This is a genomic window from Pseudomonas sp. S12(2018) (genome assembly GCF_024355235.1).
Classification (GTDB): domain Bacteria; phylum Pseudomonadota; class Gammaproteobacteria; order Pseudomonadales; family Pseudomonadaceae; genus Aquipseudomonas; species Aquipseudomonas palmensis.
In genome coordinates this window covers 106291-127035 of the sequence record NZ_QLAD01000007.1, presented here as the reverse complement: position 1 = coordinate 127035, position 20745 = coordinate 106291, and the positions used below count along the sequence as shown (strand labels likewise).

At 64.3% G+C, this 20745-nt stretch carries 15 protein-coding genes and 1 pseudogene; 6 read left to right on the top strand and 10 right to left on the bottom strand.

Going from position 1 to position 20745, the window contains the following annotated elements; translation table 11 throughout:
* The first annotated feature begins 74 nt into the window (after positions 1-74).
* Positions 75-2447: a penicillin acylase family protein gene (locus DN388_RS17700; RefSeq protein ID WP_255001421.1), complete on the top strand. Its 2373-nt coding sequence runs from the start codon at positions 75-77 to the stop codon at positions 2445-2447.
* 102 nt (positions 2448-2549) lie between these two features.
* On the opposite strand, the gene DN388_RS17695 is transcribed toward DN388_RS17700, so the two are convergent.
* The 7 genes and pseudogenes from DN388_RS17695 to DN388_RS17665 all read right to left on the bottom strand — a co-directional run bounded on the left by DN388_RS17695 (position 2550) and on the right by DN388_RS17665 (position 10849).
* On the bottom strand, positions 2550-3443 hold the full coding sequence (locus DN388_RS17695) for an ABC transporter permease subunit (RefSeq protein WP_043863430.1): 894 nt from the start codon (positions 3441-3443) through the stop codon (positions 2550-2552).
* The gene (locus DN388_RS17690; RefSeq protein ID WP_173925095.1) at positions 3440-4321 is read right to left on the bottom strand and encodes an ABC transporter permease subunit; all 882 of its coding nucleotides are present in this window, start codon (positions 4319-4321) and stop codon (positions 3440-3442) included. The genes DN388_RS17695 and DN388_RS17690 overlap by 4 nt, the downstream gene beginning before the upstream one ends.
* 35 nt (positions 4322-4356) lie before the next feature.
* Positions 4357-5499 carry an ABC transporter ATP-binding protein gene (locus DN388_RS17685; protein ID WP_043863428.1) on the bottom strand — a complete coding sequence of 381 codons (1143 nt, stop codon included), beginning with the start codon at positions 5497-5499 and terminating at the stop codon, positions 4357-4359.
* A 58-nt stretch (positions 5500-5557) separates the two neighbouring features.
* Positions 5558-6652 (bottom strand): polyamine ABC transporter substrate-binding protein, encoded by a 1095-nt coding sequence (locus DN388_RS17680; RefSeq protein ID WP_043863427.1) that lies wholly within the window; start codon positions 6650-6652, stop codon positions 5558-5560.
* 165 nt (positions 6653-6817) lie between these two features.
* Positions 6818-7914: pseudogene (locus DN388_RS17675) on the bottom strand (polyamine ABC transporter substrate-binding protein).
* Between the two features lie 169 nt (positions 7915-8083).
* The gene (locus DN388_RS17670) at positions 8084-9442 is read right to left on the bottom strand and encodes an aspartate aminotransferase family protein (RefSeq protein WP_043863425.1); all 1359 of its coding nucleotides are present in this window, start codon (positions 9440-9442) and stop codon (positions 8084-8086) included.
* Positions 9443-9490: 48 nt separating this feature from the next.
* Positions 9491-10849, bottom strand: a complete 1359-nt coding sequence (locus DN388_RS17665; RefSeq protein ID WP_043863424.1) for a glutamine synthetase family protein — start codon at positions 10847-10849, stop codon at positions 9491-9493.
* A gap of 603 nt (positions 10850-11452) precedes the next feature.
* Here DN388_RS17665 and DN388_RS17660 point away from each other — a divergent pair.
* Positions 11453-12829, top strand: a complete 1377-nt coding sequence (locus tag DN388_RS17660) for a glutamine synthetase family protein (RefSeq protein WP_043863423.1) — start codon at positions 11453-11455, stop codon at positions 12827-12829.
* Positions 12830-12904: 75 nt separating this feature from the next.
* On the opposite strand, the gene argA is transcribed toward DN388_RS17660, so the two are convergent.
* On the bottom strand, positions 12905-14203 hold the full coding sequence (gene argA / locus DN388_RS17655; RefSeq protein WP_043863422.1) for an amino-acid N-acetyltransferase: 1299 nt from the start codon (positions 14201-14203) through the stop codon (positions 12905-12907).
* A 123-nt stretch (positions 14204-14326) separates the two neighbouring features.
* Positions 14327-15484 (bottom strand): acetylornithine deacetylase, encoded by a 1158-nt coding sequence (argE, locus tag DN388_RS17650; protein ID WP_043863421.1) that lies wholly within the window; start codon positions 15482-15484, stop codon positions 14327-14329.
* 120 nt (positions 15485-15604) lie between these two features.
* Between argE and DN388_RS17645 the strand changes: the two genes are divergently transcribed.
* Positions 15605-16972 carry an inorganic triphosphatase gene (locus DN388_RS17645; protein WP_054915510.1) on the top strand — a complete coding sequence of 456 codons (1368 nt, stop codon included), beginning with the start codon at positions 15605-15607 and terminating at the stop codon, positions 16970-16972.
* A gap of 3 nt (positions 16973-16975) precedes the next feature.
* Here the strand turns inward: DN388_RS17645 and DN388_RS17640 are convergent, their stop codons facing one another.
* Complete coding sequence (locus DN388_RS17640) at positions 16976-17440, bottom strand: Lrp/AsnC family transcriptional regulator (RefSeq protein ID WP_043863419.1); 465 nt, start codon at positions 17438-17440, stop codon at positions 16976-16978.
* Between the two features lie 126 nt (positions 17441-17566).
* Between DN388_RS17640 and DN388_RS17635 the strand changes: the two genes are divergently transcribed.
* The 3 genes from DN388_RS17635 to DN388_RS17625 all read left to right on the top strand — a co-directional run bounded on the left by DN388_RS17635 (position 17567) and on the right by DN388_RS17625 (position 20744).
* Positions 17567-17908: a hypothetical protein gene (locus DN388_RS17635; RefSeq protein ID WP_255001407.1), complete on the top strand. Its 342-nt coding sequence runs from the start codon at positions 17567-17569 to the stop codon at positions 17906-17908.
* An 89-nt stretch (positions 17909-17997) separates the two neighbouring features.
* Entirely contained in the window at positions 17998-19740 is a 1743-nt protein-coding gene (locus DN388_RS17630) for a GspE/PulE family protein (protein ID WP_054915508.1), read from the top strand.
* 83 nt (positions 19741-19823) lie between these two features.
* Positions 19824-20744, top strand: a complete 921-nt coding sequence (locus tag DN388_RS17625; protein ID WP_043863416.1) for an SPFH domain-containing protein — start codon at positions 19824-19826, stop codon at positions 20742-20744.
* The last annotated feature ends 1 nt before the right edge of the window (position 20745 follow it).

Here is a 20745-nt window from a genome sequence, read left to right as displayed (position 1 = left end):
AAGTTGCAGGGTCTATCCTGTGCCGAACATCTGACCGGCCAGGGCAAGGAACGATCCTCGCACAAGGAGCCCCGATGAAACGCAGCCTTACCCTTCTTGCGGTGCTCATCGCCGCCGTCGCCGGCGGCGGCTACTGGTATGCCCACAGCAAGTTGCCGCAACGCACCGGCGAAGTCACCGTGGCCGGCCTGCAGGCGCCGGTGAGCGTGCGCTACGACCAGCGCGGCGTACCGCACATCCAGGCGCAGAACGAAACCGACCTGTACCGCGCACTGGGCTACGTGCACGCCCAGGACCGCCTGTTCCAGATGGAAATCACCCGGCGCCTGGCCAATGGCGAACTGGCCGAGGTACTGGGCCCCAAGCTGGTGGAGACCGACACCCTGTTCCGCAGCCTGCGCATTGCCGAGCAGGCGCGCAGCATGGTCGCCCGCCAGGACAGGCAATCCCCGGCCTGGCTGGCCCTGCAAGCCTACCTGGAGGGCGTGAACGCCTGGCAGGACTCGCACCCCAGGCCCGTGGAGTTCGATGTGCTGGGCATCACACCGCGCCCGTTCACCGCCGAGGACACCCTGAGCATCGCAGGGTTCATGGCCTACAGCTTCGCCGCCGCGTTTCGTACCGAGCCGCTGCTGACCTACGTGCGCGATCATCTGGGCAAGTACTACCTCAGCGACTTCGACCTGGGTTGGGACCCCGAAGGCGCGGTGCAAACCCCGCCACACCTGGCCGCTGCCGACTGGCGCAGGCTGGGCCGCATCGCCCAGGTCAGCCACCAGGCGCTGGGCGATGCGGGCCTGCCGCAATTCGAGGGCAGCAACGCCTGGGCCGTCAGCGGCAGGCTCACCGCCAGTGGCAAGCCGCTGCTGGCGGGCGACCCGCATATTCGGTTCTCGGTGCCGTCGGTGTGGTACGAGGCCGAACTGTCGGCGCCGGGCTTTCACCTGTACGGCTACCACCAGGCGCTGAACCCGTTCGCCTCGCTGGGACACAACCGCGAGTTCGGCTGGAGCCTGACCATGTTCCAGAACGACGACCTCGACCTGATCGCCGAGCAGGTCAACCCGGACAATCCCGAACAGGTGAAGATCCACGGCCAGTGGCACGACCTCACCTCCACCCAGCAGCAGGTCCGGATCAAGGGAGAAGACCCGCTCACCCTCACCCTGCGCCGCTCGCCGCACGGGCCGATCATCAACCCCGCCGTCAGTGGGCATGAAAACGGCACGCCGATCGCGATGTGGTGGGCATTCCTGGAAACCGAGAACCCGATCCTGGAGGCCTTCTACGACATCAACCGCGCCAACACCCTGGACAGGATGCGTGCGGCCGCCGCCAAGATCCACGCCCCCGGCCTCAACCTGGTATGGGCCAACGCGCAGGGCGACATCGGCTGGTGGGCGGCAGCGCAGTTGCCGATCCGCCCGGACGGGGTAAACCCGGCGTTCATTCTCGACGGCAGCACGGCCCAGGCCGACAAGCTCGGCTTCTACCCGTTCAGCGCCAACCCGCAGCAGGAGAACCCCGCCGCGGGCTACATCGTCTCGGCCAACTTCCAGCCGGTGTCGCCCACCGGCATGGTCATCCCCGGCTACTACAACCCGCCGGACCGCGGCCGCCAGCTCAACAACAACCTGGCCTCGCCCGGCGTGAAGTGGGACCTGCACAACAGCCAGGCGTTGCAGCTGGACACGGCCACCGCCTATGGCCCGCACCTGCTCACACCGCTGCTGTCGGTGCTGCGCCAGGTGGTCACCGACGTACACGAGCGCGAGCTGGTCGAGCAACTGGCCGCGTGGCGCGGCGACTACCCGGTGGAATCGACCAGCGCCACGCTGTTCAACCAGCTGCTGTACGAATTCGCCCGCGCCGCCACCCATGACGAGCTCGGTGACGAATGGTTCGAGACGCTGCTGTCGACGCGCATCGTGGATACCTTGCTGCCGCGCCTGGCCGCGGACGTGGATTCGCAGTGGTGGGCGCGCAAGGGCAGCAACGCGCACAGTGACCGCGAAACGGTGGTCAAGCTGGCCTGGGACAACACCCTGGCGCACCTGCGCACCACCCTGGGCAAGGACCCGGCGAACTGGCAGTGGGGCAAGGCGCACACCTTGACCCACGGGCACCCGCTGGGTGCGCAGAAGCCGCTGAACCTGCTGTTCAACGTGGGGCCATTCGCGGCGCCGGGCGCGCATGAGGTACCGAACAACCTGTCATCCAGAATCGGCCCGGCACCGTGGCCGGTGACCTACGGGCCATCGACGCGGCGCGTGATCGATTTCGCCGATGCGGGGACGGCGCTGAGCATCAACCCGCTCGGGCAGAGCGGCGTGGTGTTCGACAGGCACTATGCCGATCAGGCGCAGGACTATATCGACGGCAGGTATCAGCGGGCGCTGATGGGGTTGGCGGGGGAGACCGAGGGGACGTTGCGGCTGGTGCCCTAGGGCTGCTGTGCAGCCCATCGCGGGTCACGCCCGCTCCCACAGGGGTCTGCGGTGTTCGCAAAACCTGTGGGGGCGGGCGTGACCCGTGATGGCTTTTTCAGATCAGGCCGAGACCTGCGCCGCAGTAGCGCGGCGCACGTCCGGCTGCTTCCACGAGTCCGCGGCGCTTTCTTCGATGGCTTGCTGGATCGCGCGCTTGCGGCGCTCTTCAGCACGGCGGCTGAAGTACCAGACCATGAAGGTCACCAGCGACACGCTGAGCAGGATCAGGCTGGCCACCGCGTTGATCTCAGGCTTCACGCCAAGGCGCACCGCCGAGAACACTTCCATCGGCAAGGTGGTCGAACCCGGCCCGGACACGAAGCTGGCCAGCACCAGGTCGTCCAGCGACAGTGCGAACGACATCATGCCGCCCGCCGCCAGCGACGGCGCGATCATCGGGATGGTGATCAGGAAGAACACCTTCCACGGCCGCGCGCCCAGGTCCATGGCCGCCTCTTCGATGGACAGGTCCAGCTCGCGCAGGCGGGCCGACACCACCACCGCCACATAGGCGGCGCAGAACGTGGTGTGAGCGATCCAGATGGTGACGATGCCGCGCTCCTGCGGCCAGCCGATCATCTGCGCCATGGCCACGAACAGCAGCAACAGCGACAGACCGGTGATCACCTCAGGCATTACCAGCGGTGCGGTGACCAGGCCACCGAACAGCGTGCGCCCCTTGAAGCGGGTCACACGGGTCAGTACGAACGCCGCCAGGGTACCCAGCGCCACCGCGGCCACCGCGGTGTAGCAGGCGATCTCCAGCGAGCGCATCACCGAGCCCATCAGCTGGGTGTTGTCGAGCAGGCCCACGTACCACTTCACCGACCAGCCCCCCCACACCGTCACCAGCTTGGAGGCGTTGAACGAGTAGATCACCAGGATCAGCATGGGCAGGTAGATGAACAGCAGGCCTACCACCAACATCAGTTTGGAGAAACTGAAACGCTTCATGCCCTGCCCTCCATCTCTTTGGCCTGGCTGCGGTTGAACAGCAGGATGGGCACGATCAGGATTGCCAGCATCACCACCGCCAGGGCGGATGCCACCGGCCAGTCACGGTTGTTGAAGAATTCCTGCCACAGCACCTTGCCGATCATCAGGGTTTCCGGGCCGCCCAGCAGCTCGGGGATCACGAACTCGCCCACCACCGGGATGAACACCAGCATGCAGCCGGCCACGATGCCGTTCTTGGACAGCGGCACGGTGATTTTCCAGAAGCTGTTGAAGGTGCTCGAACCCAGGTCGGACGCCGCTTCCAGCAGGCTCTGGTCGTGTTTGACCAGGTTGGCGTAGAGCGGCAGGATCATGAACGGCAGGTACGAATAGACCACGCCGATATACACCGCCAGGTTGGTGTTGAGGATCTGCAGCGGCTGATCGATCAGCCCTAGCCACATCAGGAAGGCATTGAGCAACCCGTTGTTGCTGAGGATGCCCATCCACGCATACACGCGGATCAGGATCGCCGTCCAGGTCGGCATCATGATCAGCAGCAGCAACACGGTCTGCATTTCCTTGCGCGCGTTGGCGATGGCATAGGCCATCGGGTAGCCGATCGCCAGGCACAGGATCGTGCTGATCAGGGCCATCTTCAACGAGCCCAGGTAGGCCGCGATGTACAGCTCGTCCTCGGTCAACAGGCCATAGTTGGCCAGGTTGAGTACCAGCTGAACCTTGTCTTCGAGGTAGGTGAAGATCTCGGTGTACGGCGGGATCGCCACGTCGGCTTCGGCAAAGCTGATCTTCAGCACGATGAAGAACGGCAGCATGAAGAACAGGAACAGCCACAGGAACGGCACCCCGATCACCAGGTGACGCCCTTCGGGTATCAATCGCTGAAACGCTCGCTTGAGCTTGCGCGCTGTCATGACCGCAGGACCACGCCGCTGTCGTCTTCCCACCACACGTAGACCTGGTCATCCCAGGTCGGCCGGGTGCCCTGGCGCTCGGCGTTGGCGACGAACGACTGCACGATCTTGCCGCCTGGCAGCTCCACGTAGAACACCGAATGGCCACCCAGGTAGGCGATGTCGTGCACCTTGCCATGGGACCAGTTGAACTCGAAGCTCGGCTGCTCGGTGGTCACCAGCAGTTTTTCCGGACGCAGCGCATAGGTGATGCGCTTGTCTTCGACCGAGGTGGTCACACCGTGGCCCACGTAGATCTTGCGCTCGAGCTCGGGGCTGGCGATCAGCGCGTGGCCCTCGGCGTCCTCGACCACTTCGCCTTCGAACAGGTTGACGTTGCCGATGAACTCGCACACCAGGCGGCTGGTGGGGGTTTCGTAGATATCGATGGGGCTGCCGATCTGGGCAATCCAGCCCAGGTGCATGATCGCGATGCGCTGGGCCATGGTCATGGCCTCTTCCTGGTCGTGGGTCACCATCACGCAGGTCACGCCCACGCGCTCGATGATCTCCACCAGCTCCAGCTGCATCTGCGAACGCAGTTTCTTGTCCAGCGCGCCCATCGGCTCATCGAGCAGCAGCAGCTTGGGCCGCTTGGCCAGCGAACGGGCCAGGGCCACACGCTGGCGCTGGCCACCGGAGAGCTGGTGCGGCTTGCGCTTGGCGTACTGGGTCATGTGCACCAGCTTGAGCATCTCGGCCACCCGCGCCTCGATCTCGTCCTTGCTCATGCGGTCCTGCTTGAGGCCGAAGGCGATGTTGTCGGCCACGCTCATGTGCGGGAACAGCGCGTAGGACTGGAACATCATGTTGATCGGCCGCTCGTAGGGCGGCATATCGGTGATGTCCACGCCATCGAGGAAGATCCGCCCTTCGGTCGGGCGCTCGAACCCTGCCAGCATGCGCAGCAAGGTGGACTTGCCCGAGCCGGAGCCACCGAGCAGCGCGAAGATCTCGCCCTTCTTGATCTCCAGGGACACATCGTCCACCGCTACGGTTTCGTCGAACTTCTTTGTAACCCGGTCGATCTTGACCAGCACCTGTTTAGGTTGCTGATCGCCTTCTAGGGCTTTCTTATAGGCACCGGAGGCAACTGCCATGTGTGAAACTCCCAACAAGATTTTGGTGCCCGCCCCTGCCGTGACGGGCCCTGGATAGTTACTTGCCCGACTTGATCTTGGTCCAGCTTCGGGTCATCAAACGTTGCACTTTGGGGGGTAACTCTGAGTTGACGTACAGCTTGTCCAGCACCTCTTGCGGTGGGTAAACCGCTGCGTCGGTTCGCACGCTCTGGTCCATGAGTTCGCCAGCCTTGGGGTTCGGGTTGGCGTAACCGACGTAATCGCTGACCTGGGCGATGACCTCAGGCTTGAGCAGATAGTTGATGAAGGCGTGGGCCTCTTTGACGTTCTTGGCGTCCTTGGGAATCGCCAGCATGTCGAACCAGAGGTTGCCGCCTTCCTTGGGGATCGCGTAGGCGATTTCCACGCCCTTGCCCGCCTCTTCGGCGCGGGACTTGGCCTGGAACACGTCGCCGGAGAAGCCGGCGGCCACGCAGATGTCGCCGTTGGCCAGGTCCGAGATGTACTTGGACGAGTGGAAGTAGGTCACGTAGGGCCGTATGGCCAGCAGCTTCTTCTCGGCGTCGGCGTAGTCCTTGGGGTTGGTGCTGTTGGGGTCGCGGCCCATGTAGTTGAGCACCGCCGGCAGCATCTCGTCGGCCGAGTCGAGGAACGCCACGCCGCACTTGGAGAGCTTCTTGATGTTTTCCGGCTCGAACAGCACGGCCCATGAATCGATGGTGTCGGTTCCCAGCGCGGCCTTGACCTTCTCGACGTTGTAGCCGATGCCATTGGTGCCCCACAGGTAGGGGACCGCGTACTGGTTGCCCGGGTCGTTCTTCTCCAGGCGCTTCATCAGGGCCGGGTCGAGATTGGAATAGTTGGGCAGCAGCGTCTTGTCGAGCTTCTGGAACGCGCCCGCCTTGATCTGCTTGCCGAGGAAATGGTTGGACGGCACCACCACGTCATAGCCGGTGCGACCGGCCAGCAGCTTGCCTTCCAGGGTTTCGTTGGAATCGAAGACGTCCTGCACCGGCTTGATGCCGGTCTCCTTTTCGAAGTCCGCAAGGGTGGTCTGGCCGATGTAGTCCGACCAGTTGTAGATATGCACCGTGGGCGCCGCCTGGACACTGATCGCCAGCGTCAGGCTCGCTGTGGCCAGGACGGCCTTGCGAAAATGTGAAGTAGACAAGTGGGAGGTCCTCTACAAAAGTGCCCGAGTCGTTTGGCAGATACGCCTGCGGTACCGGCAAACCGGCGCGCAACTTACCTTCGATACACCCATCGAGCAAAAAGAATTTGCCCTCGAGCCCCGTTCAGGCACTGTTTTTCAGTGCCTGACGGGGAAAACCGGTTTTTATTTGCCCGATTTGATCTTGGTCCAGCTGCGGGTGATCAGGCGCAGGGTGCCTGCATCCAGGTCGCTGATCGCGTACAGGTGCTTCTTCACTTCATCCGACGGGTAGATGCTCGGGTCGCCGGAGATGTCCTTGTCCACCAGAGCGGTGGCTGCCTTGTTGCCGTTCGGGAAGCGCACGGCGTTGGTGATCTCGGCCATGACTTCCGGCTGCATCAGGAAGTCCATGAACTTGTAGGCTGCTTCGACATTGGTGGCGTCCTTGGGAATCGCGACCATGTCATAGAAGGTGCCGGCGCCTTCTTTCGGAATGCTGTAGGCCAGCTTGACCTTGTCGCCCGCTTCGTGGGCACGGGCCTTGGACTGCTCCAGGTCACCCGAGTAACCCACGGCCACGCAGATGTTGCCGTTGGCCAGGTCCGAGATGTACTTGGAGGAATGGAAGTACGCCACCGATGGGCGAATGCTCAGGAACAGGTCTTCGGCGGCCTTCAGGTCTGCCTTGTCCTTGCTGTTGGTCGGCTTGCCCAGGTAATGCAGGGCCGCCGGGATCATTTCGGTCGGTGCGTCGAGGAAACTCACGCCGCAGCTCTTGAGCTTGGCGATGTTTTCCGGCTTGAACACCACGTCCCACGAGTCGATCTTGTCGACGCCCAGCGCGGCCTTGACCTTCTCGGGGTTGTAGCCGATGCCGATGCTGCCCCACATGTACGGGAAGGCATGCTTGTTGCCCTGGTCACTGGCATCGCCCACGGCCTTGAGCAGGTCTTCGTCGAGGTTCTTCCAGTTCGGCAGCTTGGACTTGTCCAGCTCCTGGTACACACCGGCCTTGATCTGCTTGGCCAGGAAGTTGTTGGACGGTACCACCCGTCGTAGCCCGACTTGCCGGCCAGCAGCTTGGCTTCCAGGGTTTCGTTGCTGTCGAACACGTCGTAGACCACCTTGATGCCCGACTGCTTCTCGAACTTGGCGATGGTGTCCGGCGCAATGTAGTCGGACCAGTTGTAGACGTGCAGCACCTTGTCGTCCGCCTGAACAGCACCGGCCATCAACCCCGCGAGGGTAGCGGCCAACAGCGTCTTGCCCATTTTCTTCATGCGTAATGCTCCAGAATTTTTTATAGAAACCATCTGTTCAGCGACCGACTCGTTCGGCGCAAGCGCTGGGCGACTGAAACAGTCGCTAGTCTGGCAAGATCCACGGCGCGGTTTCAACCAGAGTGCGCCGCAGATCGCCATTCAACCCAAGGCTGAGCCTAGCACCTGCTCACTTCAACGCTTCGAGCGTCAGGTCCAGGCATTTGCGTGCCTTTTCCACCAGCTCGTCGATCTCCTCGCAGGTGATGACCAGCGGCGGCGCGATGATCATGGTGTCGCCCACGGCGCGCATGATCAGCCCGTTGTCGAAGCAGAACTGGCGGCAGATCATGCCCACGCCCTTGCCCTCGTAACGGGTGCGGGTCGCCTTGTCCTTGACCAGTTCGATCGCGCCGAGCATGCCCAGGCCACGGACCTCGCCCACCAGCGGATGATCGTTCAGCTCACGCAGACGTTTCTGCAAATACGGTGCCGTTTCTGCCTGAACGCGCTCGATGATTTTCTCGTCGCGCAGGATCCGCAGGTTTTCCAGGGCCACCGCTGCCGCCACCGGGTGGCCGCTGTAGGTGAAGCCGTGGTTGAAGTCGCCGCCTTCACTGAGCACGGCCGCCACTTCGTCACGCACGATCACGCCGCCCATGGGGATGTAGCCCGAAGTCAGGCCCTTGGCGATGGTCATCAGGTCGGGCTTGAGGCCGTAGTAGTCGGTACCGAACCACTGGCCGGTACGACCGAAACCGCAGATCACCTCATCGGCAATGAACAGGATTTCGTACTTGGCGAGGATTTCCTTGATCTTCGGCCAGTAGGTTTCTGGTGGGATGATCACCCCGCCAGCACCCTGGATCGGCTCGGCGATAAAGGCGGCGACGTTGTCTTCGCCGACCTCGAGGATCTTCTTCTCCAGTTGCTCGGCGGCCCATACGCCGAACGCGTCCGGGGTCATGTCGCCGCCTTCGCCGAACCAGTACGGCTGCGCAATATGCACGATGCCCGGCAGCGTACCGCCCTGCTCGTGCATGCCGCTCATGCCGCCCAGGGCAGCGCCGGCCACGGTGGAGCCGTGATAGCCGTTGACCCGACCGATGATCACCTGCTTCTGCGGCTTGCCCTTGAGCGCCCAGTAATGGCGGACCATGCGCAGGTTGGTGTCGTTGCCTTCGGAGCCGGAGCCGGTGAAGAACACATGGCTCATGCCCGCAGGGGCCACCTCGGTGATCGCCCGGGCCAGCTCCAGCGCCGGCGGGTGGGCGGTCTGGAAGAACAGGTTGTAGTACGGCAGCTCGCGCATCTGGCTGGCTGCCGCCTCGGCCAGTTCTTCACGGCCGTAGCCGACGGCCACGCACCACAGCCCGGCCATGCCGTCGAGGATCTTGTTGCCCTCGCTGTCCCACAGGTGCACGCCCTTGGCCTTGGTGATGATCCGCGGGCCTTTTTCCTTCAGCTGCTTGTAGTCGCTGAACGGCGCCAGGTGATGATCACGACTCAGGTCTTGCCACTCGCGGGTTTGCGGGTTCTTGACGCTCATGTGCTTCTCCGATGACTGACGGCCGCGCTCCTGCGGCCCCGGGGTTTATCAGACCGCGAACAGCAGGAACTCGCGTTCCCAGGAGCTGATCACGCGTTTGAAATTTTCATGCTCGGCGCGTTTGGTGGCGACGTAGCCTGCGATGAATTTCTTGCCCAGGTACGGCTCCAGCGCGCTGCAGTTCTCCATACGTTCAAGGGCGTCCTCGATGGTCAGCGGCAGGCGCAGGTTGCGCCGCTCGTAACCGCGGCCCTTGACCGGCGCGCTGGGGTTGATGCCTTCGACCATGCCGATGTAGCCGCACAACAGGCTGGCGGCAATCGCCAGGTAAGGGTTGGCGTCGGCGCCGGGCAGGCGGTTTTCCACACGCCGGTTCTGCGGGCCGGCATCCGGCACGCGCAGGCCCACGGTGCGGTTCTCCTCGCCCCACTCCACGTTCACCGGCGCCGAGGTGTCGGGCAGGAAGCGGCGGAACGAGTTGACGTTGGGGGCAAACAGCGGCAGCACCGACGGGATGAACTTCTGCAGGCCACCGACGTGGTGCAGGAACAGCTGGCTCATGCTGCCGTCTTCGTTGGAGAAGATGTTCTTGCCGGTGTTCACGTCGATGATGCTCTGGTGCAGGTGCATCGCACTGCCCGGCTCGCCGGTCATGGGCTTGGCCATGAAGGTGGCGGCGACGTTGTGCTTGAGCGCGGCCTCGCGCATGGTGCGCTTGAACACCAGGATCTGGTCGGCCAGCGACAGCGCATTGCCGTGACGGAAGTTGATTTCCATCTGCGCGGTGCCGTCCTCGTGGATCAGCGTGTCCAGGTCCAGGTGCTGCAGTTCGCACCAGTCGTAGACGTCCTCGAACAGCGGGTCGAATTCGTTGGCGGCCTCGATGGAGAACGACTGGCGACCGGTCTCGGGGCGACCCGAGCGGCCGATGGGCGGCTGCAGCGGGAAGTCCGGGTCCTCGCAGCGCTTGGTCAGGTAGAACTCCATCTCCGGCGCCACGATCGGCTGCCAGCCTTTGTCGGCGTAGAGCTTCAATACCTTCTTGAGCACGTTGCGCGGCGACAGCTCGACCGGGTTGCCCTGCTTGTCGTAGGTGTCGTGGATCACCTGCGCGGTGGGCTCGATGGCCCATGGCACCAGGAATACCGCGTTCTCGTCGGGGCGGCAGATCATGTCGATGTCGGCCGGATCGAGCAGCTCGTAATAGATGTCATCGTCGACGTAGTCGCCGGTCACCGTCTGCAACAGCACACTTTCGGGCAGGCGCATGCCCTTTTCGGCAATGAACTTGTTGGTGGGGGAGATCTTGCCGCGCGTGATACCGGTGAGGTCGCTGATCAGACACTCGACTTCGGTGATCTTGTGCTCTTTCAACCAATCGGTGAGCTGGTCGAGGTTGTTACTCATAAATACCTCAGGAGGTAAATGTCTGGACTGACGTCAGGACGCCCAGGCTGGGCCGTCCTGCTCATTCTGGATGCCGCACGACGCTAAAGCAAAGCACCTGCCACGGGGCGAACGCGCAGGGCAATACCCGCTGGGCCGCCTGGCCGGCTATAGTGGTGGCAGTCGATTACAGAAGAGGGTGCGATACCGGGCATGCAGCCCAGGCCGTCAATTATTGCGGCCAGGTGGCGGCGCACGGCCACGCGGTATCTGCCGTGGGTGCGGCGGGCGTGCAGACCGATCCGCGCGGTGCGGCCGGTGACGCCGATTGTCGGCTGGCGAGACATGTAACCCCCGGTATTATTGCTGTTATGGGTTGCAACCGAGCTTAGCCTTGTTCATTTTTTTACACAACACCCCTGTAAAAAATAGAATACGGCCCGCTCAAAGTCGCTGTCTCGCTACCAAAGCAGGCCTTGTCGACGCCCTCATTTGCAGCAAAAATGCCGCTTCAGTGCCGTTTTAGGGCATGATGGGGCTGGCTTGACTTCAGCAGGGCTTTCGCGTTGACTGAACCTGCAAGCCCCCATTGATTGATATTTTTAACAACAAAGGTGTTGCATCATGTCGGTACCCCCGCGTGCCGTTCAGCTTAACGAAGCGAACGCGTTCCTTAAGGAACATCCTGAGGTTCTCTACGTTGACCTTCTGATTGCAGATATGAATGGTGTGGTGCGTGGCAAGCGCATCGAACGCACGAGCCTGCACAAGGTTTACGAGAAAGGCATCAACCTGCCGGCCTCCCTCTTCGCCCTGGACATCAACGGTTCCACCGTCGAAAGCACCGGCCTGGGCCTGGACATCGGCGATGCCGACCGTATCTGCTATCCCATCCCCGGCACCCTCTCCAACGAGCCCTGGCAGAAGCGCCCTACCGCGCAGCTGCTGATGACCATGCACGAACTCGAGGGCGAGCCGTTCTTCGCCGACCCGCGTGAAGTGCTGCGCCAGGTGGTGAGCAAGTTCGACGACCTGGGCCTGACCATCTGCGCCGCGTTCGAGCTGGAGTTCTACCTGATCGACCAGGAGAACGTGAACGGCCGTCCGCAGCCGCCGCGCTCGCCGATCTCGGGCAAGCGTCCGATCTCCACCCAGGTGTACCTGATCGACGACCTCGACGAGTACGTCGACTGTCTGCAGGACATTCTGGAAGGTGCCAAGGAACAAGGCATCCCGGCTGATGCCATCGTCAAGGAAAGTGCCCCGGCGCAGTTCGAAGTGAACCTGCACCACGTGGCCGACCCGATCAAGGCCTGCGACTACGCGGTACTGCTCAAGCGTCTGATCAAGAACATCGCCTACGACCATGAGATGGACACCACCTTCATGGCCAAGCCGTACCCTGGCCAGGCGGGCAATGGTCTGCACGTGCATATCTCGGTGCTGGACAAGGATGGCAAGAACATCTTTACCAGCGAGGATCCCGAGCAGAACGCCGCATTGCGTCACGCGATCGGCGGTGTGCTCGAGACCCTGCCGGCGTCGATGGCGTTCCTGTGCCCGAACGTCAACTCGTACCGCCGTTTTGGTGCCCAGTTCTACGTGCCCAACTCCCCGACCTGGGGCCTGGACAACCGTACCGTGGCCTTGCGCGTACCGACCGGCACGCCGGACGCCGTGCGCCTGGAGCACCGTGTGGCCGGTGCCGACGCCAACCCGTACCTGCTGATGGCAGCCGTACTGGCGGGCGTGCACCACGGTCTGACCAACAAGGTCGAACCGGGCCCGGCGATGGTGGGCAACTCCTACGAGCAGAACGAGCAGAGCCTGCCGAACAACCTGCGGGATGCACTGCGCGAGCTGGACGACAGCGAGATCATGGCCAAGTACATCGATCCGAAATACATCGATATCTTCGTGGCCTGCAAGGAAAGCGAGCTGGAGGAGTTCGAACACTCCATCTCCGACCTTGAGTACAACTGGTACCTGCACACCGTGTAAGGTCCATTCGCCGGCAAGGCCGGCTCCTACAGGGTCGATGTGACCGTGTAGGAGCCGGCCTTGCCGGCGAAGCCCTTAAAGCGCCTTCTCGAAGATCTTCGAATTGCGCTGGTAGTTGTACAGCGAAGCCCGCGCCGCAGGCAGCCGCTCCACCTCGCTGGGCACGAAGCCGCGTTCGCGGAACCAGTGCGCCGTGCGCGTCGTCAGCACGAACAAGGTCTTCAAGCCCATCTCCCGCGCCCGCGTCTCGATGCGCTCCAGCAACTCGTCGCCACGCCCGCCATGCCGGTATTCCGGATTCACCGCCAGGCACGCCAACTCGCCCGCCTCCGAATCGGCGATCGGGTACAGCGCCGCGCAGGCAATGATCATTCCCTCGCGCTCCACCACACTGAACTGCTCGATCTCGCGCTCCAGCACCTCGCGCGAACGTCGCACCAGGATGCCCTGCTCTTCCAGCGGGCTGATCAGGTCCAGCAGGCCGCCGACATCCTCGATGGCCGCCTCGCGCACCTTCTCGAACTGTTCCTGAGCCACCAGCGTGCCGCCACCGTCACGGGTGAACAGCTCGGTGAGCAGCGCACCGTCCTCGGCATAGCTGACGATGTGGCTGCGCGCCACACCGCCACGGCAGGCTTCGGCGGCCGCGTCCAGCAACTCGCCCTGATAGTCCGAGCCCAGGCGCTGCAGATGCGCCGGCACCTGCTGCGGGCGCAGCTCACGCACCAGCCTGCCGCTCTCATCCATCAGCCCGCGCTCGGCGCCGAACAGCAGCAGCTTGTCGGCCCCCAGCTCGATGGCCGCACGGGTGGCGACGTCTTCGCAGGCCAGGTTGAAGATCTCGCCGGTGGGCGAATAGCCCAGCGGCGACAGCAGCACGATGGAGCGCTCGTCGAGCAGGCGATTGATGCCCTTGCGATCGACCCGGCGCACCTCGCCGGTGTGGTGATAATCGACGCCTTCGAGCACGCCGATGGGGCGCGCCGTGACCAGGTTGCCGGCGGCCACGCGCAGGCGCGAACCCTGCATCGGCGAGGCGGCCATGTCCATCGACAGGCGCGCCTCGATGGCGATGCGCAGGTGGCCGACCGCGTCGATCACGCATTCCAGGGTGGCCGCATCGGTGATGCGCAGGCCGTGATGGTAGTGCGCGCTCAGGCCGCGGGCGGCCAGGCGGCTTTCGATCTGCGGGCGCGAACCGTGCACCAGCACCAGGCGCACGCCCAGGCTGTGCAGCAGCACCAGGTCGTGGACGATATTGCCGAAGTTGGGGTGCTCGACCCCGTCACCGGGCAGCATGACCACGAAGGTGCAGTCGCGGTGGGCATTGATGTAAGGCGAAGCATGACGCAGCCAATTGACGTATTCGGGCATAACCAGAGCCTGTAGAAACCTGTGGAAAAAGGACAAGAACGGAAAAGCACACAGCGCTCGAAGGGTTATCGTCGCAACAGGTCTGGCGTCACGCGCATTCTCCTTGGGTAAAAACGGTTGAAATCAGCGGGCAATTACCGGGTTGAGGCAATAATGCCCGATCAACTCACGCAATAGACGCACGGTAGGCTCCAGGCGTGACATTTCGAGGTACTCGCCCGGCTGGTGGGCACAGCTGATGTCGCCGGGGCCCAGCACCAGGGTTTCGCAGCCCAGACGTTGAAGATAAGGCGCCTCGGTACCAAAGGCCACCGCCTCGGCCGTATGCCCGGTAAGACGCTCGGCCACGCGCACCAGTTCGGCGTCGGCGGCCTGCTCGAACGGCGGCACCTCGGGAAACAGCGGCGCGTAGTCGATCTTCACCTGGTGCTGTTCGGCCAGCGGCGCCAGCTTGCTGCGGATCGCCGCACGCAGCACTTCCGGGTCCATCCCCGGCAGTGGGCGCAGGTCGAATTCCAGGGCGCACTGCCCGCAGATACGGTTGGGGTTGTCGCCACCGTGGATGCAGCCGAAGTTCATGGTCGGCTGCGGCACGCTGAACTGGGCGTTGCTGTACTGCTGCTGCCATTGCCGGCGCAGGCCCATCAGCTCGCCCATCACCGCATGCATAGCCTCCGAGGCGCTGTGGCCCAGGCTCGGGTCGGACGAATGACCGCTGCGCCCGAGGATATCGATGCGCTCCATCATCACCCCCTTGTGCAGGCGGATCGGGCGCAGCCCGGTCGGCTCGCCGATCACCGCTGCACGGCCCAGCGGGCGGCCGGCATCGGCCAGGGCGCGGGCGCCGGACATCGAACTTTCCTCGTCGCAGGTGGCCAGGATCAGCAACGGCTGCCTGAACGGCTGCTCGAGCAGCGGGCGTACCGCTTCGATCACCAGGGCGAAGAAGCCCTTCATGTCGCAACTGCCAAGGCCCACCCAGCGCCCGTCAACCTCGGTCAGCTTGAGCGGATCGGTCTGCCACAGCTGCGGGTCATAGGGCACCGTGTCGCTGTGCCCGGCCAGCACCAGGCCACCGGGGCCACTGCCGTAGCTGGCCAGCAGGTTGAACTTGCCCGGCGTCACCTCCTGCAGCTCGCAGGCAAAACCCAGGTCACCCAGCCAGGTGGCCAGCAGGTCGATCACCGCGCGGTTGGACTGGTCCAGGCTCGGCTGGGTGCAACTGACCGACGGCGTGGCGATCAGGGCGGCGAACTGGTCTTTGAGCGGCGGCAAAGGCATGCGCATTCTCCTCGGTACGAGGCCCATCATAGGGCTATCGGGCACCTGGAATAAACCGTCGGCGGCCGACTCCTGTACACTGCACGGCCAAGACGCACCCAGTCATCGAGCCTGCCAGCAATGAACAAAGAAACCGAACTCAAACTGCGGGTCAGCCGCGAGACCCTCGCTGCCCTGCGCGAACACCCGTTGCTGAAGAAGCGCAACAAGTCCGGCTGGCAGCAGCGCGAGCTGCTCAATCAATATTTCGATACCCCAGAACGCGACCTGGCCGCGGCCAAGGTGGCCCTGCGCCTGCGTCGTGACGGCGACGTGGTGATCCAGACCCTCAAGGCCCGTGGCCACAGCACCGCCGGGCTGTCGGTACGCAACGAGCACGAATGGCAGCTGCCCAAGGCCAAGCTCGACCTCAAGAAGCTCGACGAGCAGGTATGGCCGGCCGAGCTGGCCGACCTGGACAAGAAAACCATCAAGCCGCTGTTCAGCACCGACTTCACCCGCGAGTACGCCGAAATCGCCTGGGGCCGTGGCAAGGCCAAGGTGGTCATCGAGGCTGCGCTGGACCTGGGCCATGTAGTGGCCGGCAAGCAGAAGGAAGCCATCTGCGAGCTTGAGCTGGAACTGCGTGAAGGCGACCCGGCCGCACTGCTGGAACTGGCCGCCGAGCTGGCCGCCAGCCTGCCGCTGATGCCGTGCGACATCAGCAAGGCCGAACGCGGCTACCGCCTGCTCGACCCCTCGAGCTTCGCCGTGAGCCTGCCGCCTGCTGAACTGAACGCCGAGATGCCGCTGGACGATGCCTTCGCGGCACTGGCCTGGCACCTGCTGGGCAGCAGCCAGCGCCTGGCCGAGCAGTACCTGTTCAACGGACACTGGCGCCTGCTGCAGGACTGGGTCCAGAGCCTGGCCGAACTGCGCGCCCTGCTCGGCAGCCTGGGCCAGGCCGCGCCGCGCCCGACCACCAGCGCCCTGCGTGCCAGCCTCGACGCCCTGCTCGAGGACTGGCGCCCGCTGGTACTGGCTGGCAACGACGACGAAGACGTGCGCCGCGCGGCGCCCGAGCAGTTCGCCGAAGAACTGCTCGACACCCGCTGGGGCCAGTTCTCGCTGGACACCTCGCGCTGGCTGCTGGCCCGTGGCTGGACCGTCGAGCGCAACAAGCGTGGCGACCGCCAGGGCGCTGCGCAACTGGGCAACTGGCTCAAGGTGCTGCTGTCGGACGAAGCCAACGCGCTGCAACTGCCGCTGTACCACCGCCAGCCTGAAGACCTGGCCGAACAGCTACCGCGCATCGAGCGCCTGCTGGCCTGGTTGCACCATGCCCGCCAGGTGCTGGAAAGCCCCGACCTGGACCGCCTGTTCGGCGAGCTGAACAAGCTGCACGAACTGGCCAGCCTGCCAATCAGCGACGACGTGCTCGAAGCCCGTGTGCATCAGGCCATGGCGGTGTTCCAGAGCCGCGGCTGGAAGCACCTGCTGCGCAAGTGACGGCTACACCGGCAAGCTGGTCGTGGACTTGATTTCGGACAAGGCCACGATCGAGTTGACCTCCTGGATCCCCGGCACCATCGACAGCTTTTCGAAGAAGAACCGTTCGTAGGCTTCGATGTCCGGGGTGACGATGCGCAGCAGGAAGTCCACTGCGCCCATCAGCACATAGCATTCCAGCACCTCGGGAAACTCGCGGATCGCCTCGGTGAATTCGGCGAAGTTGGTCCGCCCGTGGGCGTTGAGTTTGACCTCGGCGAAAATCTGCGTGTTCAGGCCGATCTTCTTGCGATCGAGCAGGGTCACCTGCCCGCGAATCACCCCTTCCTCCTTGAGCCGCTGGATCCGCCGCCAGCACGGCGACTGCGACAGGCCGACCCGTTCGGCAATCTGTGCGCTGGACAGCGACGCATCCTCCTGCAGCAGAGCCAGGATACGTCGGTCGTAGGCGTCCAGTTGGCTTTGCATGTTTTATCCCCTCAAGGCGCCATTACTGAATTGAACAATGCGCAGATTACGCAGATCGCTCGATCATAGAGAAAAAATACCCGGTTGAAGATGTAAAAATTCCTCCATCGAAACCGGAGATTTCCCATGAGCGCCCACGAACGGCTGGACAGCCCCGTCACCCCGCTGCGCAGCGATGTCTGGGCCGCCAATGCTGTGCACAGCAGCGTGCGCTACAGCCTGCAGGTGGAAGCCGAGCCGGACAGCCTGTGCCGCGTGCTCAACTTGTTCGCCCTGCAGTTCCTTACCCCGCACCAGGTACAGATGCAGCAGCAGGACGACCTGTTGAACCTGGAGATCGGCGTAGCCGGCCTGAGCTGGCACCGCGCCGAACTGATTGCACAGAAAATGCGCAACCTGATCTGTGTCGCCCAGGTCAGCGTCGAGCCTCTGGCGGCCTCGCGCATGCCGTTGCAGCAGGCACGCTGAACAGAAAAATCCGGCAACCCTTGCGACAGGCCCTGTGGTCCGCTGGCAGCTAGCCTTGGCTGGCCGTCCGACCTTCGCAAGGAAGCCCCATGCCCGCCACGCCGCCCGATCGCTGGCTCGACCTCGACACCCTGCTCGCCGAACTGCTCGCCCAGCAACGCATCAGCCCCGCCTGTGCGCGCCCCTGGCCGCAGGCCGCCAATGAACCCACACATCCGCTGGAGCGCATCGCCCGACGCGGCCTGAACGACCTGCAACGCCCCGGCCATACCCTGGACCTCGATGCCCTGGGCGAATGGCTGGGCCGCCAGGCCGGCCAGCGCCATGTGCGCATCGACCCCCTGGCACTGCAGGCAGCCAGCCTCGGCGGGCTGATGTCGGCCGCATTCGCGCGGCGTCACCAGATTCTGGCCATCGCGGTGGATGCCCACACGGTGACCGTCGCCAGCGCCCAGCCCTACGTACGCAGCTGGGAGCGCGACCTTGGGCAGGTGCTGCAACGCAGGGTGCAGCGGGTGCTGGCCAGCCCGGTGCAGATCCGTGAGCTGAGCCAGGCGGTGTTTCGCCTGGCCCACTCGGTCAGTGGTGCCAGCCAGCAGGCCGTGCCCGGGCCCGAAGGCGCCAGCCTCGAGGCACTGCTTGACCTGGGCAACAGCGCAGGCGACGTCGATGCCAACGAGACGCACATCGTCGGCATCGTCGACTGGCTGTTGCAGTACGCCTTCGAGCAGCGCGCCAGCGATATCCACATCGAGCCGCGCCGCGACCAGGGCCACCTGCGCCTGCGCATCGACGGCCTGCTGCACCCGGCCTACCAGTTCCCGCCGGCAGTGACCCTGGCGGTGGTCAGCCGGCTCAAGAGCCTGGGGCGCATGAACGTCGCGGAAAAGCGCCGCCCGCAGGATGGCCGCATCAAGGCCCGCTCGGCCGCCGGCGCCGAGGTCGAGCTGCGCCTGGCCACCCTGCCCACCGCGTTCGGCGAGAAACTGGTACTGCGTATCTTCGACCCGCACCTGCTGCACCAGGACTTCACCCAGCTAGGCCTGGACGGCGAGGCGCTGCAGCACTGGCAGGCGATGCTGCGCCAGCCCCACGGCATCATCCTGGTGACCGGGCCGACCGGCTCGGGCAAGACCAGCACCCTGTACGCCACCCTCAAGCAACTGGCCACGCCACAGGTCAACCTGTGCACCCTCGAAGACCCGATCGAACAGCTCGAGCCGGCCTTCAACCAGATGCAGGTGCAGCCCGGCATCGACCTGGGCTTTGCCAACGGTGTGCGTGCGCTGCTGCGCCAGGACCCGGACATCATCATGATCGGCGAGATCCGCGATGCCGACACCGCGCAGGTGGCGATCCAGGCCGCGCTCACCGGCCACCTGGTGCTCTCGACCCTGCACACCAACGATGCCTGCGGCGCCGTCGGGCGCCTGCTGGAACTGGGCATCGCGCCGTACCTGATCCGTGCCACGCTGGTCGGCGTGCTGGCCCAGCGCCTGGTGCGCACGCTGTGCCCGGCGTGCAAGGTGGCGCAGCCGCTCGACATGGCGCACTGGCGCGAACTCGACCCGCAGGCGCCGCTGCCCACCGCTACCTGCCAGGCTGAAGGCTGCCGCGATTGCCGGTACACCGGCTACCGGGGCCGCACCGGCCTGTTCGAGCTGCTGCCTGTGAGCCCACGCCTGCGCGAGCAGCTGTCGGGCGACGTCGACCTGGCAAACCTGCGCCGCCAGGCCCGGGCCGAGGGGCTGGGCAGCCTGCGCACCAGCGGCGCGCAAAAAGTCGCCGCAGGGCTGACTACACTGACAGAAGTGATTCGCGTTACTGCATGAAATGAAATGATCCGGCGCTGGCCTGCACAGCTGACCACATGCCAAGCTTGCGCACTTTCAGTCCTGCTGACCAAGGAAACGTCATGCAAATCGGAATGGTAATGCTGTTATTCGTGGGCCTGGCCCTGGCGCTGGTGTTCATGGGGTTCAAGGTGGTGCCGCAGGGTTTCCAGTGGACCGTGGAACGCTTTGGCCGCTACACCACCACCCTCAAGCCGGGCCTCAACATCATCGTGCCGGTGATGGACCGCATCGGGCGCAAGATCAACATGATGGAAAGCGTGCTGGACATCCCGCCGCAGGAAGTCATCACCGCCGACAACGCCACCGTGCAGATCGATGCGGTGTGCTTCTTCCAGGTGGTCAACACGGCGCAGGCCGCCTACGAGGTCAACAACCTCGAGCACGCCACCCGCAACCTGCTGCAGACCAACATCCGTACCGTGCTCGGCTCCATGGAACTGGACGCCATGCTCAGCCAGCGCGACGCCATCAACGAGCGCCTGCTGCGCACCGTGGATGAAGCCACCGCACCGTGGGGCATCAAGATCACCCGTATCGAGATCAAGGACATCAGCCCGCCGGCCGACCTGATGGCCGCCATGTCCGGGCAGATGAAAGCCGAGCGGGTCAAGCGTGCGCAGATCCTCGAAGCCGAGGGCCTGCGGGCGGCTGCCATCCTCACCGCCGAAGGCAAGAAACAGGCGCAGATCCTCGAGGCCGAGGGTGAGCGTCAGGCGGCCTTCCTGGAATCGGAGGCCCGCGAGCGCCAGGCCGAAGCCGAAGCCCGCGCCACCCAGGTGGTGTCCGAGGCCATCGCCAACGGCAATGTGCAGGCCATCAACTACTTCGTGGCGCAGAAATACGTCGACGCGCTGGGCAAGCTGGCCTCGGCCAACAACAGCAAGGTGGTGCTGATGCCGCTGGAAGCCAGCCAGGTGATCGGCGCCGTCGGCGGCATCGGCGAGATCGTGCGGGCCACCTTCGACGGCAAGAAGGGCTGAG